Source organism: Achromobacter sp. DMS1 (assembly GCF_001270295.1).
This window is the reverse complement of record NZ_LHSJ01000050.1, coordinates 1-18,613: the sequence shown is the minus strand read 5'-3', so window position 1 is coordinate 18,613 and position 18,613 is coordinate 1. Positions and strand designations below refer to the sequence as shown.

General features: G+C 68.7%; 15 protein-coding genes and 4 pseudogenes. 15 read left to right on the top strand and 4 right to left on the bottom strand.

Features of this window, described 5'->3' with window-relative positions:
- A partial coding sequence (locus AD428_RS08150; protein WP_152968022.1) for an EamA family transporter occupies nt 1-561 on the top strand: 561 nt, incomplete at its 5' end.
- A gap of 42 nt (nt 562-603) precedes the next feature.
- On the opposite strand, the gene AD428_RS08145 is transcribed toward AD428_RS08150, so the two are convergent.
- Entirely contained in the window at nt 604-900 is a 297-nt protein-coding gene (locus AD428_RS08145; RefSeq protein ID WP_053244809.1) for an acylphosphatase, read from the bottom strand.
- Nucleotides 901-1,083: 183 nt separating this feature from the next.
- Between AD428_RS08145 and AD428_RS08140 the strand changes: the two genes are divergently transcribed.
- The 4 genes and pseudogenes from AD428_RS08140 (at nt 1,084) to AD428_RS24605 (ending at nt 5,435) form a co-directional block, all read left to right on the top strand.
- Entirely contained in the window at nt 1,084-1,890 is an 807-nt protein-coding gene (locus AD428_RS08140; protein ID WP_235489463.1) for a phytanoyl-CoA dioxygenase family protein, read from the top strand.
- 280 nt (nt 1,891-2,170) lie between these two features.
- Complete coding sequence (locus AD428_RS08135) at nt 2,171-3,334, top strand: alpha-hydroxy acid oxidase (protein ID WP_053244808.1); 1,164 nt, start codon at nt 2,171-2,173, stop codon at nt 3,332-3,334.
- Nucleotides 3,335-3,483: 149 nt separating this feature from the next.
- Nucleotides 3,484-4,464, top strand: coding sequence for an ABC transporter substrate-binding protein (locus AD428_RS08130; RefSeq protein ID WP_235489460.1), 981 nt, complete (start codon nt 3,484-3,486; stop codon nt 4,462-4,464).
- A 36-nt stretch (nt 4,465-4,500) separates the two neighbouring features.
- Nucleotides 4,501-5,435, top strand: a pseudogene (locus AD428_RS24605) (2-hydroxyacid dehydrogenase).
- Nucleotides 5,436-5,443: 8 nt separating this feature from the next.
- On the opposite strand, the gene AD428_RS29100 reads toward AD428_RS24605, so the two are convergent.
- Nucleotides 5,444-6,028 carry a LysR substrate-binding domain-containing protein gene (locus AD428_RS29100; protein ID WP_304438937.1) on the bottom strand — a complete coding sequence of 195 codons (585 nt, stop codon included), beginning with the start codon at nt 6,026-6,028 and terminating at the stop codon, nt 5,444-5,446.
- Between the two features lie 181 nt (nt 6,029-6,209).
- Nucleotides 6,210-6,296: pseudogene (locus AD428_RS29095) on the bottom strand (helix-turn-helix domain-containing protein); the annotation flags it as partial.
- A gap of 200 nt (nt 6,297-6,496) precedes the next feature.
- Between AD428_RS29095 and AD428_RS08110 the strand changes: the two are divergent.
- The 3 genes and pseudogenes from AD428_RS08110 to AD428_RS08100 all read left to right on the top strand — a co-directional run bounded on the left by AD428_RS08110 (nt 6,497) and on the right by AD428_RS08100 (nt 11,312).
- Entirely contained in the window at nt 6,497-7,474 is a 978-nt protein-coding gene (locus AD428_RS08110) for a Bug family tripartite tricarboxylate transporter substrate binding protein (protein WP_053244804.1), read from the top strand.
- 82 nt (nt 7,475-7,556) lie between these two features.
- Nucleotides 7,557-9,613: pseudogene (locus AD428_RS08105) on the top strand (hydantoinase/oxoprolinase family protein).
- Nucleotides 9,606-11,312: a hydantoinase B/oxoprolinase family protein gene (locus tag AD428_RS08100; protein ID WP_053244803.1), complete on the top strand. Its 1,707-nt coding sequence runs from the start codon at nt 9,606-9,608 to the stop codon at nt 11,310-11,312. The pseudogene AD428_RS08105 and the gene AD428_RS08100 overlap by 8 nt, the downstream one beginning before the upstream one ends.
- Before the next feature lie 41 nt (nt 11,313-11,353).
- Here the strand turns inward: AD428_RS08100 and AD428_RS08095 are convergent, their stop codons facing one another.
- The gene (locus AD428_RS08095; RefSeq protein WP_235489457.1) at nt 11,354-12,112 is read right to left on the bottom strand and encodes a GntR family transcriptional regulator; all 759 of its coding nucleotides are present in this window, start codon (nt 12,110-12,112) and stop codon (nt 11,354-11,356) included.
- Nucleotides 12,113-12,348: 236 nt separating this feature from the next.
- Here AD428_RS08095 and AD428_RS08090 point away from each other — a divergent pair, with 236 nt between their 5' ends.
- The 7 genes and pseudogenes from AD428_RS08090 to AD428_RS08060 form a co-directional block, all read left to right on the top strand.
- Entirely contained in the window at nt 12,349-13,380 is a 1,032-nt protein-coding gene (locus AD428_RS08090; RefSeq protein ID WP_082308319.1) for an ABC transporter substrate-binding protein, read from the top strand.
- 37 nt (nt 13,381-13,417) lie between these two features.
- A complete protein-coding gene (locus AD428_RS08085) occupies nt 13,418-14,473 on the top strand; it encodes an ABC transporter ATP-binding protein (protein WP_053244801.1) in 1,056 nt (351 codons plus the stop codon).
- Nucleotides 14,470-15,333 (top strand): ABC transporter permease, encoded by an 864-nt coding sequence (locus tag AD428_RS08080; RefSeq protein ID WP_053244800.1) that lies wholly within the window; start codon nt 14,470-14,472, stop codon nt 15,331-15,333. Before AD428_RS08085 ends, AD428_RS08080 begins: the two co-directional genes overlap by 4 nt.
- Nucleotides 15,334-15,343: 10 nt before the next feature.
- Nucleotides 15,344-16,147, top strand: coding sequence for an ABC transporter permease (locus AD428_RS08075; RefSeq protein ID WP_053244799.1), 804 nt, complete (start codon nt 15,344-15,346; stop codon nt 16,145-16,147).
- Complete coding sequence (locus AD428_RS08070; protein WP_053244798.1) at nt 16,144-17,301, top strand: NAD(P)/FAD-dependent oxidoreductase; 1,158 nt, start codon at nt 16,144-16,146, stop codon at nt 17,299-17,301. The genes AD428_RS08075 and AD428_RS08070 overlap by 4 nt, the downstream gene beginning before the upstream one ends.
- Nucleotides 17,285-17,593, top strand: coding sequence for a (2Fe-2S)-binding protein (locus AD428_RS08065; RefSeq protein ID WP_053244797.1), 309 nt, complete (start codon nt 17,285-17,287; stop codon nt 17,591-17,593). Before AD428_RS08070 ends, AD428_RS08065 begins: the two co-directional genes overlap by 17 nt.
- Nucleotides 17,590-18,613 (top strand): annotated as a pseudogene (locus AD428_RS08060) (NAD(P)/FAD-dependent oxidoreductase); the annotation flags it as partial. The gene AD428_RS08065 and the pseudogene AD428_RS08060, both read left to right, overlap by 4 nt.

The following is an 18,613-nucleotide window of genomic DNA, read 5'->3' as shown; positions in this document are numbered from 1 at the left end:
GCTTGCGCATTCCTGAATGCGCGCAGCCCTTGTGCCGCCTTGCTTGCGTGGCGGCGCCCAGATTTTGAGCGGAATTTCCCGGGCAAGCCGGTCGATTATCCCGGCTTCCTGCTGACGCTGGGCGCGGCGTTCATGTGGGCGTTGTCGAACCTGGTGGTGCGCCACGCCAGCCGCAAGGCGCCCGGCTATGATCCCTTCGCCTTCATCGCCTGGAGCAGCCTGGCGCCCGTGCTGCCTTTCCTGGGGCTGGCCCTGGCGCTCGACGGGCCGGGGCCCGTGGCCGGCATGGTGCTGGGTTTCGGCTGGCGCGAAGCGCTGGCGGTGCTGTACCTCGCGGTGCTGGCGACGCTGCTGGCCTATACGCTCTGGACGCGCTTGCTGACGCGCCATCCGGCGGCGAAGATCGCGCCGTTCTCGCTGCTGGTGCCGGTGGTGGGCCTGTGGGCCGCGTGGATGGCCTTCGGCGAGCGCCTGGAGCCGCTGCAGTGGCTGGGCGGGGCCCTGGTGCTCTGCGGGCTGGTGGTGAACCAGATCGGCGGGCGGTGGTTCCGCAACGCCTGAGCCTCGGCCATACGCCCTAGGACAATCGGCCGAGGCGCGTCTTCAGAGCTGTTCGAAGCGCTTGTAGCGCTTGTCCGTGTACTCGCGGCGCGTGACGACCTCGGTCACGACGGCGCCCGGCGGGCCGCGGCGCAGCCATTCGAGCATGTGGTCGACCTGGTCGGGCGTGCCCTGCACCAGCGCCTCGACGGTGCCGTCTTCCATGTTCTGCACCCATCCGCGCACGCCCAGCATGTGGGCGCGCCGCACCGTGGCGTGCCGGTAGCCTACGCCCTGGACGACGCCGCTGATGGTGGCGTGGATGGTTTCGAGATGAGCGGGGTTGTGCGGGTCCTGCATGTTGCGTGTCCTATGGATGAGGCGGGGTCTTAGCGCCCGGGCGCTAGGCAGTCTCGCCTACGGCGGATGCTGTATGGGCCGGGAGGTTTCAAGGCGATACGTTTAGGTCCATGTCGAAAACCGTGCGGTCCATGCCAGAACATGTCAACAGCGACCCGCCATCAAAAGCTTGGAGAGGCCATTATGGAAGAGACCACTGTGTTGTCGGAAGAAGAGACAGCCCTTTACCGGGAGCAGGGATACCTCGCGCTGAAGAACCTTTGCCCCGAGGACGAGGTGGGGTATATCCGCCGCACGCTGCTCGAACTGTTCGCCAACAAGACGGGCTACAACGAAGGCGCGCAATACGATTTCATCAGCCGCGACGATCCTTCCAAGCCGGCCAAGTTTCCGAGCCTGCATGATCCGCGCCATTATGCACCGGGTCTGCTCAAGACCGAATACCACGCCCGCACGCTGGAGCTCGCCAAGCAGCTCCTGGGCGAGGACGCGGCGCTGTACGGCGAGCACGCCCTGCTCAAGCCCGCGCTCACCGGCCCGGAGACTCCCTGGCACCAGGACGAGGCGTTCCGTTCGCCGGACTTCGTCTACAACGAGCTGAGCATCTGGCTGGCGCTGCAGCCGGCCACCAAGGAAAACGGGTGCATGCAGTTCATCCCGGGCTCGCACCGCTGGGAAGTGCTCCGCCACGATTCGCCCGGCGGCGACAAGTCGCTGCACCCGCTGGAGTGCGTGGCCGACTTCCCGCGCGAGCAGGCCGCGGCCGAGCGCTGGACCCGGGCGGCTGCACGGTGCACGACGCCCGCACGCTGCACTTCACGGGCGCCAACACCTCGCCGACTCCGCGGCTGGCGTACATCCTCATCTACAACACCCCGCCGGTGTACAAGCCGGGCCGGCGCGAGTTCCCGTGGCTGGAAGGCCGCTGGACCGACAGCCAGACCCGCAAGAAGGAATGGCACCGGCGCGGCGGGCTGGCGGTGGAGGTGATGCGGCGGTTGCCGCGCGCGCGCCTGACCAGCCCCCGCTGGGTGGCATGGGCAACGATACGGGCGGTGAGCAAGGTCTGGCCCAAATGAGGCCGACCGGAAAGGGGCCATAGAGCCCGGCTCTTCGGGGGAGCGAACGGGGCCGGCAGGCGACGCTTGCCGGCGGCGCGTATACTGGGCGGCGCCGCGGGATCCTGGGGTCCGCGGCGCGCTTCCGCATGGCGGCGGCGGCAAACCCAAGAAAGGACGCGCGCGCCGTCGAGAATAGACAGACCACTCCCATGACCGCTAATCTCTCCACGATCACCTGCATCGAAGACCTGCGCGCCATCGCGCGCAAGCGCGTGCCGCGCATGTTCTACGACTATGCGGACTCCGGCGCCTGGACCGAGGGCACCTACCGCGCCAACGAGAGCGATTTCCAGAAGATCAAGCTGCGCCAGCGCGTGGCGGTCAACATGGAGGGCCGGTCGCTCGCCACCACCCTGGTGGGCGAGGACGTGGTCATGCCCGTGGCCCTGGCCCCCACCGGGCTGACCGGCATGCAGCACGCGGACGGCGAGATCCTGGCGGCGCGCGCGGCCGCTGATTTCGGCGTGCCGTTCACCTTGTCCACGATGAGCATCTGCTCGCTGGAAGACGTGGCGGCGGCCACCCGCAAGCCGTTCTGGTTCCAGCTCTACGTGATGCGCGACCGCGAGTTCTGCGGCGACCTCATCGACCGCGCCAAGGCGGCGGGCTGCTCGGCGCTGGTGCTGACGCTGGACCTGCAGATCCTGGGCCAGCGGCACAAGGACATCAAGAACGGCCTGTCGACCCCGCCCAAGCCCACGCTGCGCAACCTCATCAACCTGGCCACCAAGCCACGCTGGTGCCTGGGCATGCTGGGCACCAAGCGCCGCACCTTCGGCAACATCGTGGGGCACGCCAAGGGCGTGAGCGACCTGTCCTCGCTGTCGTCCTGGACGGCGGAGCAGTTCGACCCGCGCCTGAGCTGGGACGACGTGGCCTGGATCAAGCAGCGCTGGGGCGGCAAGCTCATTCTCAAGGGCATCCTCGACGTGGAAGACGCGCAGCTCGCCGCCAACAGCGGGGCCGACGCGCTCATCGTGAGCAACCACGGCGGCCGCCAGCTCGACGGCGCGATGTCCTCGATTGCGGCCCTGCCGGCCATTGCGGACGCGGTGGGCTCGAAGATCGAGGTCCTGATGGACGGCGGCGTGCGCTCGGGGCAGGACGTGCTCAAGGCCGTGGCGCTGGCGGCGCGCGGCGTGATGATCGGCCGCGCTTTCCTGTACGGCCTGGGCGCCTACGGGCAGGCCGGCGTCACCCGCGTGCTGGAGATCCTTTACAAGGAAATGGACGTGACCATGGCGCTGTGCGGCCGCCGCAGCATCCTGCCCGGCGACCGCAGCATCCTGCTGCCCGGCACCTATCCCGAATAGGCCGGGCGGCCGCCGGCCCGGTTCCCGGGCAGTTCCGTGAGCAGACGCGGGAGTCTCCATGACGCAACACAGGCGAGCGCGGCGCCAAGGGCCGCGGCAGGCGGAAGTGGCTGGTCGCGGCAGCGCTGCTGGCGCTGCCGGCTGCGGTCTTGGCGCAGCATAAAACGCTCTACGTCGGCATGAACGGCGGCGAAATGGCCCGCGCCTTCACCCAGTATGTGTTTCCGCCTTTCGAGCGGACCCACGGCGTGAGGATCGTGGTGGTGCCGGGCACGTCCATCGAGGTGCTGGCCCGGGCCCAGGCCAGCCGCGACGCGCCGAAGATGCACGTGATGTTCCTGGACGACGGCATCATGGCGCGCGCCATTTCCATGGGGCTGTGCCAGCCGCTGGACGACGACCCCGTGCTCAGGGAGCTGTACCCCACGGCGGTCATGAAAGACCGCATGGCGGCCGGCATCGACGTCGGGATGACGGGTCTGGGCTACAACACCCGCCTGTTCGCGGAAAACGGCTGGGCACCGCCTTCGTCCTGGATGGACCTGGCCGATCCCCGGTACAAGGGCAAGGTGGTGTTCCAGTCGGCCTCGGGCAGCACATTCGGGCTGCATGCCTTCCTGATGTTCAACCGCATCCAGGGCGGCGACGAGGCGAACGTCGAGTCCGGCTTGCGCAAATGGCAGTCCACCGTCGGCCCGAACGTGCGCGAGTATATTCCCGATTCGGCCGGGCTGGCTGACATGATTCTTTCGGGCGAGGCGGCGATTTTCCCGCTCTCGCCCACGGCCATCGCGCGGCTGAAAAGGCGCGGCATGCCGGTGGAGTACGCGCAGCCCAGGGAGGGTTCGGCGATTCTCATGGTGGGCGAATGCGTGGTGGCGGGCAACACCGAGCCCGAGCTGTCGCAGAAGCTGGCGCTGTACCTGCTTTCGGCGTCCGCGCAGGCCAGGGCGCTGGAAATGGGCGGGCACTATCCCTCCAACAAGAACGTGCGGGCGCCGGCCGGCAGCGAAGACATGCTCAAGCGGTTCCGGGGCTATATGTCCAATGCCAAAATTCTGGACTGGGACCAGATAAACGCCAACCGGCCGGCCTTCAACGCGCGCTGGAACAGCACCGTGGCGCGCTGAGGGCATGTGGCGGGTCGGTCGACAGGAAGCACAGACATGCGGCTCATCATCAAGTCCGGCGGCGCGGCGCAATCGAGGACTGGCGCCGGCATTTCCGCGCGCTGGCGCCGGAGCTGGAAGTGGTGGGCTGGCACGAACCCCACGATCCGGCGGGCATCGACTACGCGCTGGTCTGGGAGCCGGAGCCGGGCGCGCTGGCGCGGTTTCCGAACCTGAAGCTCATCATCAGCGCGGGCGCGGGAGTGGACCACATCCTGGCCGATCCGCGGCGGCCGCGCCACGTCCCCATCGCGCGCATGGTCACCGACCGCACGCGCACCGAGATGGCGGAATACGTGCTCATGGCGGCGCTCATGCTGACGCGCGACATGAAGCGCGCCATCGATGCCCAGGCCCGGCGCCATTGGGAAACGGTGGACACAATGCGCGTGGCGGCCGACGTGCGCGTCGGCGTCATGGGCCTGGGGCACCTGGGCGCGGCATGTGCGCAACTGCTGGCGCGCGTGGGGTTTCCGGTTCATGGGTGGTCGCGCGGGGCGAGCCGCTGCCCGGCATGCAGAGCTATGCCGGTCCGCAAGGGCTGGACGCGTTCCTGGCGCGTACCGACCTGCTGGTCTGCCTGCTGCCGGCCACCGAGGCCACGCGCGGCATCCTGGGCGCTTCCGTCTTCGACCGGCTGCGCGCGGCGCCATGCTCGTCAATGCCGGACGCGGCTCGCACCTGGTGCCGCAGGACCTGCTGCGCGCGCTGGACAGCGGCCGGCTGAGCCAGGCCGTGCTGGACGTGTTCGAGCCCGAGCCCCTGCCGCCGGACTCGCCGCTATGGTCGCATCCGGGCGTCATCGTGACGCCGCACTGCGCGGCCATTCCCGACCAGCCGCGAGCGCGGCGCGCCATACGGCCTGGCTCATCGCCGCGCAGGCGCGCGGCGAGCCGCTGCCGAACGTCTACGACCCGGCCCGCGGCTACTGAGCGCGGCGTTATCCGATCACGCTTGCCAGATACTGCCGCAGCCAGGCGTGCGCCGGGTCGTCCTGGTAGCGTTCGTGCCAGTACAGCGAGACGGCGATGGGCGGCAGGGTCATCGGCACCTTGAGCGACACGATGCGCGCGCTGCCCTTCATGGCGCGGGCGATGCTTTCGGGCATGGTGGCGATGAGGTCCGAATCCTGCACGATGAAAGGGCAGACCAGGTAGCTCGACAGCGTGGCCGCGATCCTGCGGCTGCGGTTCTGCCCCATGAGAATGCGGTCGATGGCGGTGCTGAAGTACCGCGTGTGGGCGGCCAGGTCCAGGTGGCCGTAACGCAGGTAGGCGTCCAGGTCCCAGCGCTTGCGCAGGCAGGGGTGTCCTTCGCGCACGATGCACACGGCCGGCTCCTGGTACAGGAACCGGGTGCGCAAATCGGGCGTGGGGTCGGGAAAGTACCCCGCGATGAGGTCCACGTGGTTGGTGTCCAGCATGCTCAGGCCGTGCTGGGGCCGCGCCGGCACGATGCGCAGCTGGAAGTGCGGCGCGTCGACCGCCAGCCGGGGGATGAGGCGCGGCAGCAGCGTGTATTGCACGTAGTCGGTGGCGTACAGCGAAAGCGTGTGCGCCGAGTGGGCCGGGTCGAAGGCGTCGCGGGCGCGCGTGGCGCGGCGCCAGCCCTCGAGCAGCGGCCGGAAGTGCTGGCTGCAGCTCGTGCGCGCGCGGCGTGGGCTGCCAGGCGCCGCCCTCGCGCACCAGCAGCGGGTCGCCGAACAGTTGGCGCAGGCGATGCATGGCCGCGCTCATGGCGGGCTGCGTAATGCCCAGGTGCTCGGCCGCGCGCGAGACGTTGCGGCATGTCATCAGGGCGTCGAAGTGCTGCAGCAGGTTCAGGTCCGGGTTCTTCACGGCCGGCATCCATAAATGACGTCTATACCACTATAAACGAGCAGGACTGCTGGCGGCGCATCCGCCGCCCTAGCATGACCCCGTTGTTGCAGTGAACCGGGACGCCCCCGAGGGCCCGCCATGACGAAGTTCTATCAACAAGGGGAAAAGCAGCCATGAAAGCTGTGATACGCAAGACCTGTGGCGCATTGTCGTGCGCCGTCCTGCTGGCGGTCGCGCCGCTGGCCCATGCCGAGTGGCCGGACAAGGTAATCCGCATCGTCGTGCCGTTCGCGGCGGGCGGCTCCACCGACCTGGTCGCGCGCAAGCTCGCCGAGGGGCTGGGCGAACGCCTGCATGCCAACGTCATCGTGGAAAACCGGCCCGGCGCCGGCGGCACCGTGGGCACCGAGTACGTGGCGCGCCAGCCCGCCGACGGCTACACCATGCTGATGGGGTCGGTCAGCACCCACGGCAGCGCGCCGTGCATCTATTCCAGGCTGCCCTACGACCCGGTGAAGGACTTCACCCCGCTGACCGTCATCGCCACCATTCCCAACGTGATGTCGGTGAACCGGTCGGTGCCGGCGGCGAACCTGAAGGAATTCGTGGCGCTGCTGAAGAAAGAGCCGGAGAAGTACTCGTTCGCGTCCAACGGGCAGGGCACGTCCAACCACCTGGCCGCGGAGCTGTTCAAGAGCACGGCGGGCGTGTCCATGGTGCACGTGCCGTACCGCGGCTCGGGCCCGGCGCTCATCGACCTGGTGGGCGGGCAGGTCAACATGATGATGGACGTGGTGATGACCTCGTACCCCTACATCAAGGACGGCAAGATCCGGGCGCTGGCCGTCACCTCGCCGCAGCGTTCTCCCATGCTGCCCGACGTGCCCACCGTGGCCGAATCCGGTTATCCGGGCTACGAGGCCATGGTGTGGTTCGGCATGTTCGCGCCGGCCAACATGCCCGAAGCGCTGCGCGCCAGGCTCACCGAGGGCCTGGTCCAGACCCTGCACGCCGCGCCCATGAAGACTTACCTGGAGCAGCAGGGGGCGCAGGTGTCCGACGTGGCGGGGCCGGCGTTCTCGGCCATGGTCAAGGACGAAATCGCCAAATGGTGCCAGGTGGCCAAGAAAGCCAACATCCACCTGGACTGAACTCCCGCCCGCGCGCGCCGGCCCAGGGCGCAGACCCGCCTCGCGCGGCGGGACGGGGGCACTTTTCCTGAGGAAACAGCACATGTATCGCATAGGGATAGACGTCGGAGGCACGTTTACCGACTTCACGATGATCGACGAGGAGGCCGGCGCGGTGCGCTTTCACAAAGTGCCGTCCACCCCGCACGACCCTTCGGAGGCCATCGCCGCGGGCATCGGCCAGATGTTGGCCGAGCACGGCGTGCCGCCGTCGGCCGTGTCGCACGTGGGCCACGGCACTACGGTAGCCACCAATCTCATCATCGAGCGCAAGGGCGCGCGCGTCGGCCTCATTACCACGCGGGGCTTTCGCGATGTGCTGGAGATCGGCCGCCAGACCCGGCCGCACCTGTACGACTACAGCGTCGGCAAGCCGCCGGTGGCGGTGCCGCGCGAGTTCCGCCTGGAGGTGGACGAGCGCGTCGATGCCCAGGGCGAGGTGCAGACCGCGTTGGACGAGGCGCAGGTGCGCGAGGCGGCGCGCCGTTTCGCGGCCGCCGGCATCGAGGCGGTGACCATCTGCTTTCTACATGCCTACCGCAACCCGGAGCACGAACGCCGCGCCGCCCGCATCGTGGCCGAGGAAATGCCGGACGCCTACATCAGCCTTTCCTCGGACGTGCTGCCCGAATTCCGCGAGTACGAGCGCCTGTCCACCACGGTGCTCAATGCCGCCGTGGGGCCGAAGATGGCGCGCTATCTGGAACGCTTTTTGCAGCGCGTGCGCGAACTGGACATCGCGCACGAACCGCACACCATCCATTCCAACGGCGGGCTGATGTCCATTGCCACGGTGCGCCAGTACCCGGTGCGCACGTGCCTGTCCGGGCCGGCCGCCGGCGTGGTGGGGGCGGCGGCGGTGGGCCGCGCCATCGGCCGTCCCAACCTCGTGACCTTCGACGTGGGCGGCACCAGCACCGACGTTTCGCTGGTGTGCGAGGGCGCCCGCTTTCACCTCGCACCGCCAGGTAGCGGGTTATCCGGTGAAGACGCCCATGGTGGACATCCACGTGATCGGCGCGGGCGGCGGCAGCATCGCCCTGGCGCGACGACGCGGGCGCGCTGAAGGTGGGGCCGCACAGCGCGGGCGCGGTGCCCGGGCCGGTGGGCTACGGGCGGGGAGGGGAAGAACCCACCATCACCGATGCCGAGATCGCTTTGCAGCGGCTCAATCCGGTGGCGCTGCTCAAGGGCCGCATGCCGGTGCACGCCGATGCCGCGCGGCGCGTCATCGAGGAGCTCGTGGCCCGGCCGCTGGGGCTGGACCTGGAGTCGGCGGCCGAAGGCATTCTGCGCATCGCCGCGGCCAACATGAGCCGGGCGATACGCGCGGTGTCCACCGAGCGCGGCTACGACCTGTCGCAGTTCGCGCTGTACGCCTACGGCGGCGCCGGGCCGCTGCACGCGGTGGAGGTCGCCGAGGAATGCGGCATTCCCACCGTGATCGTGCCGCAGGAGCCGGGCACGATGTGCGCCCGCGGCATTCTGCTGTCCGACATCTCGTTCGATTTCGTGCGCAGCGAGATCTCGCTGGCCAGCGCCCAGACCTGGCCGGCGGTGTCGGCCATTTTCGAGGCGTTGCGCGCGCAGGCGCAGCAGTGGCTGGAGGACGAGCGGGTCGATCCGGCGCTGCGGGAATGCCACAGCGCCGTGGACGCGCGCTACGAGGGGCAGAACTTCGAAGTGCAGGTCGCGCTGGACGACACCGGGCCGGGCGGCTGGGCCGAGTTCGCGCGCCGCTTCGCCGAGGCGCACGAACGCGAGTACGGCTATGTGGTGGACGACCGCAAGGTGCAGATCATCAATTGCCGCATGCAGGCGGTGGGCCAGGTGGTGAAGGCGCCGCTGGCGCCGCGCCGCATCGGCGGCACGCTGGAAGCGGCGCGCATCGGCGAACGGCGCGTCTATTTCGGCGCCGCCCACGGCTGGCTGGACACGCCCGTCTACGACCGCGACCGCCTGCCCACGGGCGCGCGGCTGGCCGGGCCGGCGCTGCTGGAAGAAATGAGCTCCACCACCGTGGTGGGCGCGGGCCACGCCGCGTCCGTGGACGACTACGGCAACCTGATCATCGAATTGCAAGGAGGCTCCGATGCGTGAGTCCAAACCCGCCGCCGGCGCGGCGCTGGCCGACCCGATCGGCATGGAAGTGTTCTGCAACCGCCTGCTGTCCATTACCGAGGACATGAACAACACGCTGGTGCGCGCATCGTTTTCCACCAACATCAAGGAGCGCAAGGACTGCTCGGTGGCGCTGTTCGACGCGGCGGGTCGCCTGGTGGCGCAAGGTACGCAGATCCCGCTGCACCTGGGGTCGCTGGACGGCGCCATGGGCGCCATTCTGCGCGCCTTTCCGGCCGCCGAAATCCGCGACGGGGACGTTTTCATCTGCAACGATCCCTATCTGGCCGACGGCAGCCACCTGCCCGACATCAACATCGTCACGCCGGTGTTCTGGGAAGGCGGGCTGCGTTTTTTCGCGGCGAACATCGCTCACCACTCCGACGTGGGAGGCGCGGTGCCGGGCTCCATCGCCGGCGGCCTGAAGTCCATTTTCGAGGAAGGCATCCGCATTCCGGCGTGCCGCATCGCGCGCGCGGGCGAAGTGGACGAAGACATGCTGCGCCTGATCTGCGCCAACACGCGCGATCCCGAGGAGCGCATCCTGGATCTGCGCGTGCAGATGGCCACCAACCGGCGCGGCGCGGCCGCGGTGCAGGGCCTGATCCGCCAGATGGGCCTGGAGGCGGTGCTGCGCTCGGTGGAGGATGTGATCGCGTACACGCGGCGCCGCCTGCTCAACCGCATCGGCGAGCTGAAACAGGGCCGCTACACCTTCCGCAGCGACCTGGACGACGATGGCATGGGCGGGGACCCGGTGCCGATCCAGGTAACGCTCACCGTTTCCGGCGACGGGCTGCATTTCGATTTCGAGGGGTCGGGCAGGCAGGCGCGCGGCGCCATGAACCTGCCCTACAACGCGCTGCGCGCCAGTGTGTATTACGCCGTGAAGGCGCTGCTGGACCCCGATCTGGCGCCCAATGCCGGCCTGTTCGACCCCATCCGCATTTCGGCGCCGGTGGGCACCATTACCAACCCCGAGCATCCCGCGGCGGTGGGCGCGCGCTCGATCACGGCGCAGAAGGTGGCGGGCGCGATCTTCGGCGCGTTCCGCGGCCTGCTGCCGCCGGAGAAGATCATGGCGTCCAGCAACGACTGCTGCCCGGCCATCGTGTTCTCGGGCCGCTGGCGCGAGCGGCCGGGGCAGTTCGTCTACCTGGAGACGCTGGGCGGCGGGGCGGGCGCGCGCCACGACGCCGATGGCATGGACGCGGTGCACGTGCACATGACCAACACGTCCAACCTGCCGGTGGAGGCGCTGGAAAACGAGTATCCGCTCATCATGGACGAGTATGCGCTGATTCCCGATTCGGGCGGCGCCGGGCGCACGCGGGGCGGCCTCGCCATCGCCAAGCAGATCCGGGCGGCCGGCCCCGGCATCGTGTTCTCGGCCCGTTCCGACAGCCACACCGTGGGCGTGGCCTCCGGCGTGGCCGGCGGCGGCGACGGCCGGCGGGCGCGGCTGATCCGCAACCATGGGGGTCCGCAAGAGGAGGTGCTGTTTTCCAAGACAGCGAACATCGCGCTGCCGCCCGGCGAGAGCGTGCGCATCGAGACGCCCGGCGGAGGCGGCTACGGCCCGGCCCCGGAGCGGCCCCGCGCCCTGGTGGAGCGGGATCTGGCCGACGGCAAGATCAGCGCCGCCGCCGCGCGGGAGCTGTATGGCTACGGAGCCTGAGCGTTCAGCTCACGTTGAGCGACATGGAGTACTTCATCTTGTCATGAGGAAACGTGGTGATGGTGGCCAGCAGCAGCACGCCGCCGCGCCGTAGTAGCGGCGCGTGATGACGAAACCGGGCGTCCTGGGCGCACGTGCAGTTGCCGCGCCAGCGGCGCGGCGATGGGCGTGGCGGAGAACTCCTGGTTGACCTCGCTGATGCGGTCGCCGAAGTTTTCCTCGATGAGCCGCAGCAGCGACAGCCGGGGCTGGATGTGGGCGCGCAAGTCGGAATGCGCGGGGTCGGCGTAGATCAGGGTGCAGGCCACCGGGGTGTCGCGGTCGTCCAGCGTCTTGATGGAGTTGATGTGCAGCCAGGTCTGGCCGGGCTCGCCGCCCAGCGTCTCGGCCAGGCGGCGCGACAGCTTGATGTTGCGCACTTCGCGCACCAGCAGCGCCGCGTTGCGCGCGTATTGCAGCAGGTCGGGAAACTGCGAGATGCGCTGCGTGAACCGGGTGCTGGCCTTGGCGGTCTCGACGCGCGTGCCCACGCCCGGGCGGCGCGAAACCATGCCGGCCACGGTCAGCATGCGGATGGCCTCGCGGATGGTGTGGCGGCTGGCGTCGAACTGCTCGCAGAGCTCGTGCTCGGTGGGCAGCAGCGTCATCACCGGGTAGCGGCCCGAGCCGATGTCGCGGGCGAGCGCCTGGTAGATGCTCTTGTAGCGCGGACCGGCGGCGTCCGCGCCGTGCGAGCGCGCCGCGCCGCGCGCCTCCCGCGCGCCGGCCTGGGGGTCGGCCCGTTCGAAAGTCCGGGTCATGGGTGGCTCCTTTATGGGAATCTTGGGGTTTGTACGGACCTTAACCGATTGACAAGGCCGTCTCCCCGCGATCATCATTTGTACGGACATTCATGTACGGACAATTGTACGACCGACATGAGGTTGCGGGGGATGCGGATCCGGCGTTTTTTTCACCCACGCCCGGCCGCGCTACCCGACCCACGCAGCAACGGGCAGTTCTTGCAGTTCTCTTCCTGAAATAAATGGGGGTTTTCATGGGCAAGGTACTCGCAGTGCTCGCGGCCGCCGCGCTGGCCGCCGGATTCGGCGGCGGCGCGCAGGCGCAGCAGAAACTGGTGGTCGCAGGCTACGGCGGCTCTTTCGAAGACATCATGCGCAAGGACATCTTCCCGCCCTTCGGCAAGCAGCATGGAGTCGAGCTGGACTACGTGGCGGGCAATTCCACCAACACCGTGGCGCGCCTGCAGGCGCAGAAGAGCAATCAGCAGATCGACGTCGCCATCATCGACGACGGCCCCATGTACCAGGCCATCGCCCTGGGATTCTGCGAGCCCATCAAGGGCCTGCCGGCCGACGACATCTATCCCACCGCGCGCTACAAGGCCGACAAGGCCGTGGCCATCGGCCTGGTGGCGACCGGCATCATGTACAACAAAAAGGTCTTCGACGAAAAGAAATGGGCGCCGCCCACGTCCTGGAAAGACCTGAAAGACCCCAAGTACAAGAAGCTCCTGGTGATTCCGCCGCTGAACAATACCTATGGCCTGCACGCGCTGGTGGAATACGCGCGCGAAGGCGGCGGCGGCGAGAAGAACATCGATCCCGGCTTCAAGACCTTCAAGGACGAAGTGGGCCCCAACGTGCTGGTGTACGAGCCCTCGCCCGGCAAGATGACCGAACTCTTTTCCAGCGGGCAGGCCGTCGTTTCCGTCTGGGGCAGCGGCCGCGCCAAGGCGTTTGCCGATACGGGCTTTCCCGTGGGCTTCGTGTATCCGAAGGAAGGCGCCTATGCGCTGCTTTCGTCGGTATGCCCTGTCGCCAAGCAGAAGACCAATCCGCTGGCGCAGGCCTTCGTGAATTATCTGGTCACGCCCGAGGTCCAGGAAAAGCTGGCCACGGCCTATGGCTACGGCCCGGTCAACAAGAAGGCCAACGTCAAGGACGACGAGCGCGTGCCGCTGCCCATCGGCCAGCGGGCGTCGGATCTCATCGTGATCGACTGGGACACGGTGAACCAGAACCGCGATGACTGGAACCGGCGCTGGACGCGGGAAATCGAGCGCTGAGCACAGGGCGGCGCGCGCGCCGCCACCAGGAGCCTTCATGAGCTATCTAGTGTTGAACCGCCTGAGCAAGCGCTATGGCGACCTGACCGCCGTGCAGGATCTCAGCCTGTCGGTGGAGCGGGGCGAATTCATATCGCTGCTCGGGCCGTCCGGCTGCGGCAAGACCACCACGCTGCAGATGATCGCGGGGTTCATCGAGCCCAGCGGCGGCAGCATCGTGCTCGACGGCAAGGACGTCAGCAAGGTGCCTGCCAACAAGCGGGGGCTGGGCATGGTGTTCCAGAACTATGCGCTGTTTCCGCACATGACCGCCGCCGAGAACGTGGCGTTCGGGCTGGAGATGCAGCGCGTGGGCAAGGCCGAGCGCCAGCAGCGCGTAGCCGAGGCGCTCAAGCTGGTGGGCCTGTCGCACCTGGCCGACCGCCATCCGGCGCGCATGTCGGGCGGCCAGCAGCAGCGCGTGGCGCTGGCGCGGGCGCTGGTCATCCGTCCCAGCGTCCTGCTGCTGGACGAGCCTCTGTCCAATCTCGACGCCAAGCTGCGCGAGGAAATGCAGCTCGAATTGCGCAGCATCCAGCGCACCGTTGGCACCACGACCATCCTGGTCACCCATGACCAGTCCGAGGCGCTGGCGCTGTCGGACCGCATCGTGGTCATGAACCAGGGGCGGGTGGAGCAGGTGGCCGAGCCCTTCCAGGCCTACGAAGACCCGGCCAGCCAGTTCGTTGGCGGATTCCTGGGCAAGGCCAACCTTTTCACGCCCACCGCGGAATCCTACGAGGGCGAGATGCGCGCGCGCGTCGGCGAGGCGCACATCCCCATGGGCGGCCGTCCCGTGCCCACCGGCACGGTGATCGTGCGGCCGGAGAAAGTGCTGTTCTCCGAACCCGCCGCCTGTGCGTTGCCGGGCCGCATGAAGGCCCGCGTGTTCCAGGGCAACCACTGGCTGTGCCAGGTGGAGACATCGGTGGGCGAGGTGCTGGTCATACGCCAGAACGACGGCGCCACCGTGCCGCAGGAAGGGCAGCCGGTGCACCTGCGCTGGCGCGCGGAGGATATGTGCCCGGTGGGCGCGGGGCAGGTCCGGCCATGAGCGCGCGCGCCAATCCCTGGGTGCTCAGCGCGCCCGCGCTGGCGCTCTACGCCACCTTTCTCGTGGTGCCCATGGTGCTGGTGTTTCTCATCAGCTTCTTCGATTTCCAGTTCTACGGGGGCGTGCAGGCCACTTTCACGCTGAAGAACTATGTGGATATCTTCAGCGACGGTTATTACTACGAAATCTACGCGCGCACCTTCGGCGTTGCGGCGGCGGTAACGCTGGCCTGCCTGGTGCTGGGAACGGCGGAGGCCTATGTGCTGTCGCGCATGGCCAATCCCTGGAAGGGGCTGTTCCTGATGGTGGTGCTGGGGCCGCTGCTGATTTCGGTGGTCGTGCGCACGCTGGGCTGGGCGCTGCTCTTCGGCTCCACGGGCCTCATCAGCAAGGCGCTGATGGCGCTGGGGCTGACCGATACGCCGGTGGACCTCATGTACAGCAACCTGGGCGTGGGCATCGCGCTTACGCACGTGCTGGTGCCCTTCATGGTGATCGCGGTGTGGGCTTCGCTGCAGCGGATCAATCCCTCGACCGAGGCGGCGGCGCTTTCGCTGGGCGCAAGCCAGTTCACCGTGATCCGGCGGGTGATCGTGCCCCAGGTCATGCCGGGCATATTGTCGGGCTCCATCATGGTGTTCGCGCTGGCCGCCAGCGCCTTCGCCACACCGGCCATCATCGGCGGGCGCCGCCTCAAGAACGTGGCCACGGCCGCCTACGACGAGTTCCTCAACACCCTGAACTGGCCGCTGGGCGCCGCGCTGGCGGTGGTGCTGCTGCTGGCCACGGTAATCGTGCTGCTGTCGGCCAACCGGCTCATCGAGCGCCGCTACGGCGCGGTGTTCAACGCGGGCAACTAGGAGCGCGGGCATGAGCTTTCGCAATGGTCCCCTCGGGCTGCTGTTCCACACCCTTTTCATTCTGTTCATCCTGGCGCCCATCGTGATGGTGTGCGCGGTGGCGTTCACCTCGGAAGGCTTTATTTCGCTGCCCAGCGGCGGGCTGTCGCTGCGCTGGTTCCGCGCCATACTCGACAACCCGCGCTTCATCGACGCGTTCTGGTTCAGCCTGGGGCTGGGCGCGCTGTCGGCCTCGCTGGCGATCGTACTGGCCGTGCCGGGCGCGCTGGCCATCGCGCGCAACCGTTTTCGCGGCCGCGAGGCGCTGGTGGCGTTCTTCCTGTCGCCGCTGATGATTCCGCACGTGGTGCTGGGCCTGGCCTTCCTGAAGTTCTTCACCACCGTGGACCTGGCGGGCACGTACGTGGGCCTGGTCATCGCGCACGTGATCCTCATCATGCCGTACGCCCTGAGGCTGGTGCTGGCCTCGGCCACCGGCATCGACCCTTCGCTGGAGCGCGCGGCGCAATCGCTGGGCGCCTCCAACTGGACGGCCTTCCGGCGCGTGGTGCTGCCGCTGCTGCTGCCCGGGGTGGTGAGCGGCTGGGTCATTGCCTTCATTACCAGTTTCGACGAGCTGACGATGTCGATTTTCATCGCCTCGCCGTCCACCACCACGCTGCCGGTGCGCATCTTCCTGCACATCGAGGACACGATCGATCCCCTGGTCACCGCGGTTTCCGCCGTACTCATCTACGTGACCATCATCGCCATATTCATCCTGGACCGCCTGGTGGGCCTGGAAAAGCTGTTTGTCGGAAAAGGAACCCAATGACGGACGAAGAGAAACTGGCGCCGCGCGCGCCGTCGCAGCGCGGCATCTACGATGTCGCGGTGATCGGCGGCGGCCTGGTGGGCTCGGCCATCGCCTATGGGCTGCTGCGCGAGCTGGAGCGCGTGGCCGTGCTGGACGAGGGCGATGTGGCGTACCGCGCCTCGCGCGGAAATTTCGGGCTGGTGTGGGTGCAGAGCAAGGGCATGGGCCTGCCGCGCTATGGCGTGTGGACCATGGCCTCGGCCCGCGCCTGGCCGCAGTTGGCGGCCGAGCTGCTGGAACGCACCGGCGTGGACGTGCACCTGGAGCAGCGCGGCGGCCTGCACGTGCTGTTGAGCGAAGAAGAGCGCGAGGCGCGCGTCAAGTTCATGACCGGCCTGCTCGCCCAGCCCGGCATGAGCCGCTACGAGTGGAAGCTGCTGGACCGCGCCGAGCTGGCCAGCCTGGTGCCGGGCATCGGGCCGGACGTGGTGGGCGCCACCTGGACGCCGGTGGACGGCATCGCCAATCCGCTCAAGCTGCTGCGCGCGCTGCACATGACTTTTGCACAGACGGGTGTGGATTACCTGCCGCGCCGTCCCGCGCAGACGATCCGGCGCCGCGACGGCGTGTTCGAGATCGGCACCGGCCAGGGCGCGGTGCGCGCGCACAAGGTGGTGCTCGCGTCCGGCCTGGGCAACAAGGCGCTGGGCGAACAAGTGGGGCTGGCGGTGCCGGTGCGGCCCCAGCGCGGCCAGATCGTGGTGCTGGAGCGCACGCGCCGCCTGCTGGAGACGCCCATGTCCACCTTGCGCCAGACGGACGAGGGCACCTGGCTCATCGGCGATTCGCAGGAAGAGGCCGGCTACGCCGACAACCAGGTCGGCCTGCCCATCCTGGGCGCGCTGGCCGACCGCGCGGTGTGCACCCTGCCGGCCCTGCGCGAGGTGCGCGTGGTGCGCAGCTGGGCTGCGTTGCGCGTCATGTCGCAGGACGGCTTTCCCGTCTATGAGCAATCCGAAGCATGCCCCGGCGCTTTCGTCGCCACCTGTCACAGCGGCGTGACGCTGGCGGCCGCGCATGCACACCATCTGGCGCCCATGATCGCCGCCGGCCGGCTGGCCGACGACATGGCGCCGTTCTCGACCCGGAGGTTTCATGTTCAAGAGGCTTGAGGAGGCGCGGCGCCAGGCGCAGGCCGCCCCCGTGCGCGTGATCATCAACGGCGCGGCGCAGGAATGCCGCCAGGGCGACACCGTAGCCGCCGCGCTGTTCGCGGCGGGCGTGTCCGCCTGCCGCGACACGGCCGTGCGCGAGGTGCCGCGCGGGCCCTATTGCATGATGGGCGTGTGCTACGACTGCCTGGTCACGATCGACGGCCAGGCCAATCAGCAGGGTTGCATGACGCTGGTGCGGGAAGGCATGAACATCGAGCGCCAGGCGGGCGCGCGCAAGGTGCAGGCATGAACGAAATAACGCATTGCGACTTGCTGGTGGTGGGCGCCGGCCCGGCGGGACTGGCGGCTGCCGCGACGGCGGCGGCGCTGGGCGTGGATACCACCTGCTGCTCGACGAGCAGCCCGCGCCGGGCGGCCAGATCTACCGCGCCGTCACGACCACCCCCGTCACCGATCGCCGCATCCTCGGCGAAGACTACTGGCACGGCGCCTCGCTGGTGCCGCCCTTTCTGCAGTCCGGCGCGCGCTACCAGCCCGGCGCCACCGTCTGGGCCGTGGCCGAGAAAACGGCCGGCGACGCGGCCGCGGGTTTCGAGGTGGCCTATTCGGTGGACGGCGAGGCGCGCATGGCGCAGGCGCGCCGCCTGCTGCTGGCCACGGGCGCCCAGGAGCGGCCGTTTCCGATTCCGGGCTGGACGCTGCCGGGCGTGATTACCGCCGGCGCCGCCCAGATCCTGCTCAAGTCGGCAGGCGTGGTGCCTTCGGACCGCACGGTGCTGGCAGGCTGCGGGCCGCTGCTGTACCTGGTGGCCTGGCAGTACCTGAATGCGGGCGTGAAGGTGGACGCCATTCTGGAAACCGTGCCGGCGGGCCGCATGGCCGAGGCGCTGCCCAAGGTATGGGGCTTTCTGCGCTCGCCCTACCTGGCCAAGGGGCTGAAGCTCGTGCGCGCGGTCAGGGCCGCCATTCCCATCGTGAAGAACGTCACGGCGCTGGAAGCGCAGGGCGAAGGCCGGCTGGAGCGCGTGCGCTATACGGCGGGCGGCGACACGCGCAGCATCGAGGCCGAGCAGCTCATGCTGCACCAGGGCGTGGTGCCGAACGTGAACCTGTCGCGCGCCGTGGGCGTGGAGCACCGCTGGAACGAGGCGCTGGACTGTTGGGAGCCCGCGGTGGACGAATGGGGCAGCACCTCGGTGCAGGGCGTGGGCATGGCGGGCGACGGCGGCGGGCATCGCGGGTGCGCTGGCCGCCGAGCACCGGGGCAGGCTGGCCGCCTTGCAGGCCGCGCACCTGCTGGGCCGCATCG

Bases quoted from the DNA above. Each gene is read 5' to 3' on its own strand.
- AD428_RS08095 (WP_235489457.1), bottom strand. From the start codon at position 12,112: ATGACCCGGACTTTCGAACGGGCCGACCCCCAGGCCGGCGCGCGGGAG.
- AD428_RS08100 (WP_053244803.1), top strand. From the start codon at position 9,606: ATGCGTGAGTCCAAACCCGCCGCCGGCGCGGCGCTGGCCGACCCGATC.
- AD428_RS08090 (WP_082308319.1), top strand. From the start codon at position 12,349: ATGGGCAAGGTACTCGCAGTGCTCGCGGCCGCCGCGCTGGCCGCCGGA.
- AD428_RS08080 (WP_053244800.1), top strand. From the start codon at position 14,470: ATGAGCGCGCGCGCCAATCCCTGGGTGCTCAGCGCGCCCGCGCTGGCG.
- AD428_RS08140 (WP_235489463.1), top strand. From the start codon at position 1,084: ATGGAAGAGACCACTGTGTTGTCGGAAGAAGAGACAGCCCTTTACCGG.
- AD428_RS08075 (WP_053244799.1), top strand. From the start codon at position 15,344: ATGAGCTTTCGCAATGGTCCCCTCGGGCTGCTGTTCCACACCCTTTTC.
- AD428_RS08070 (WP_053244798.1), top strand. From the start codon at position 16,144: ATGACGGACGAAGAGAAACTGGCGCCGCGCGCGCCGTCGCAGCGCGGC.
- AD428_RS08085 (WP_053244801.1), top strand. From the start codon at position 13,418: ATGAGCTATCTAGTGTTGAACCGCCTGAGCAAGCGCTATGGCGACCTG.
- AD428_RS08145 (WP_053244809.1), bottom strand. From the start codon at position 900: ATGCAGGACCCGCACAACCCCGCTCATCTCGAAACCATCCACGCCACC.
- AD428_RS08065 (WP_053244797.1), top strand. From the start codon at position 17,285: ATGTTCAAGAGGCTTGAGGAGGCGCGGCGCCAGGCGCAGGCCGCCCCC.
- AD428_RS08110 (WP_053244804.1), top strand. From the start codon at position 6,497: ATGAAAGCTGTGATACGCAAGACCTGTGGCGCATTGTCGTGCGCCGTC.
- AD428_RS08135 (WP_053244808.1), top strand. From the start codon at position 2,171: ATGACCGCTAATCTCTCCACGATCACCTGCATCGAAGACCTGCGCGCC.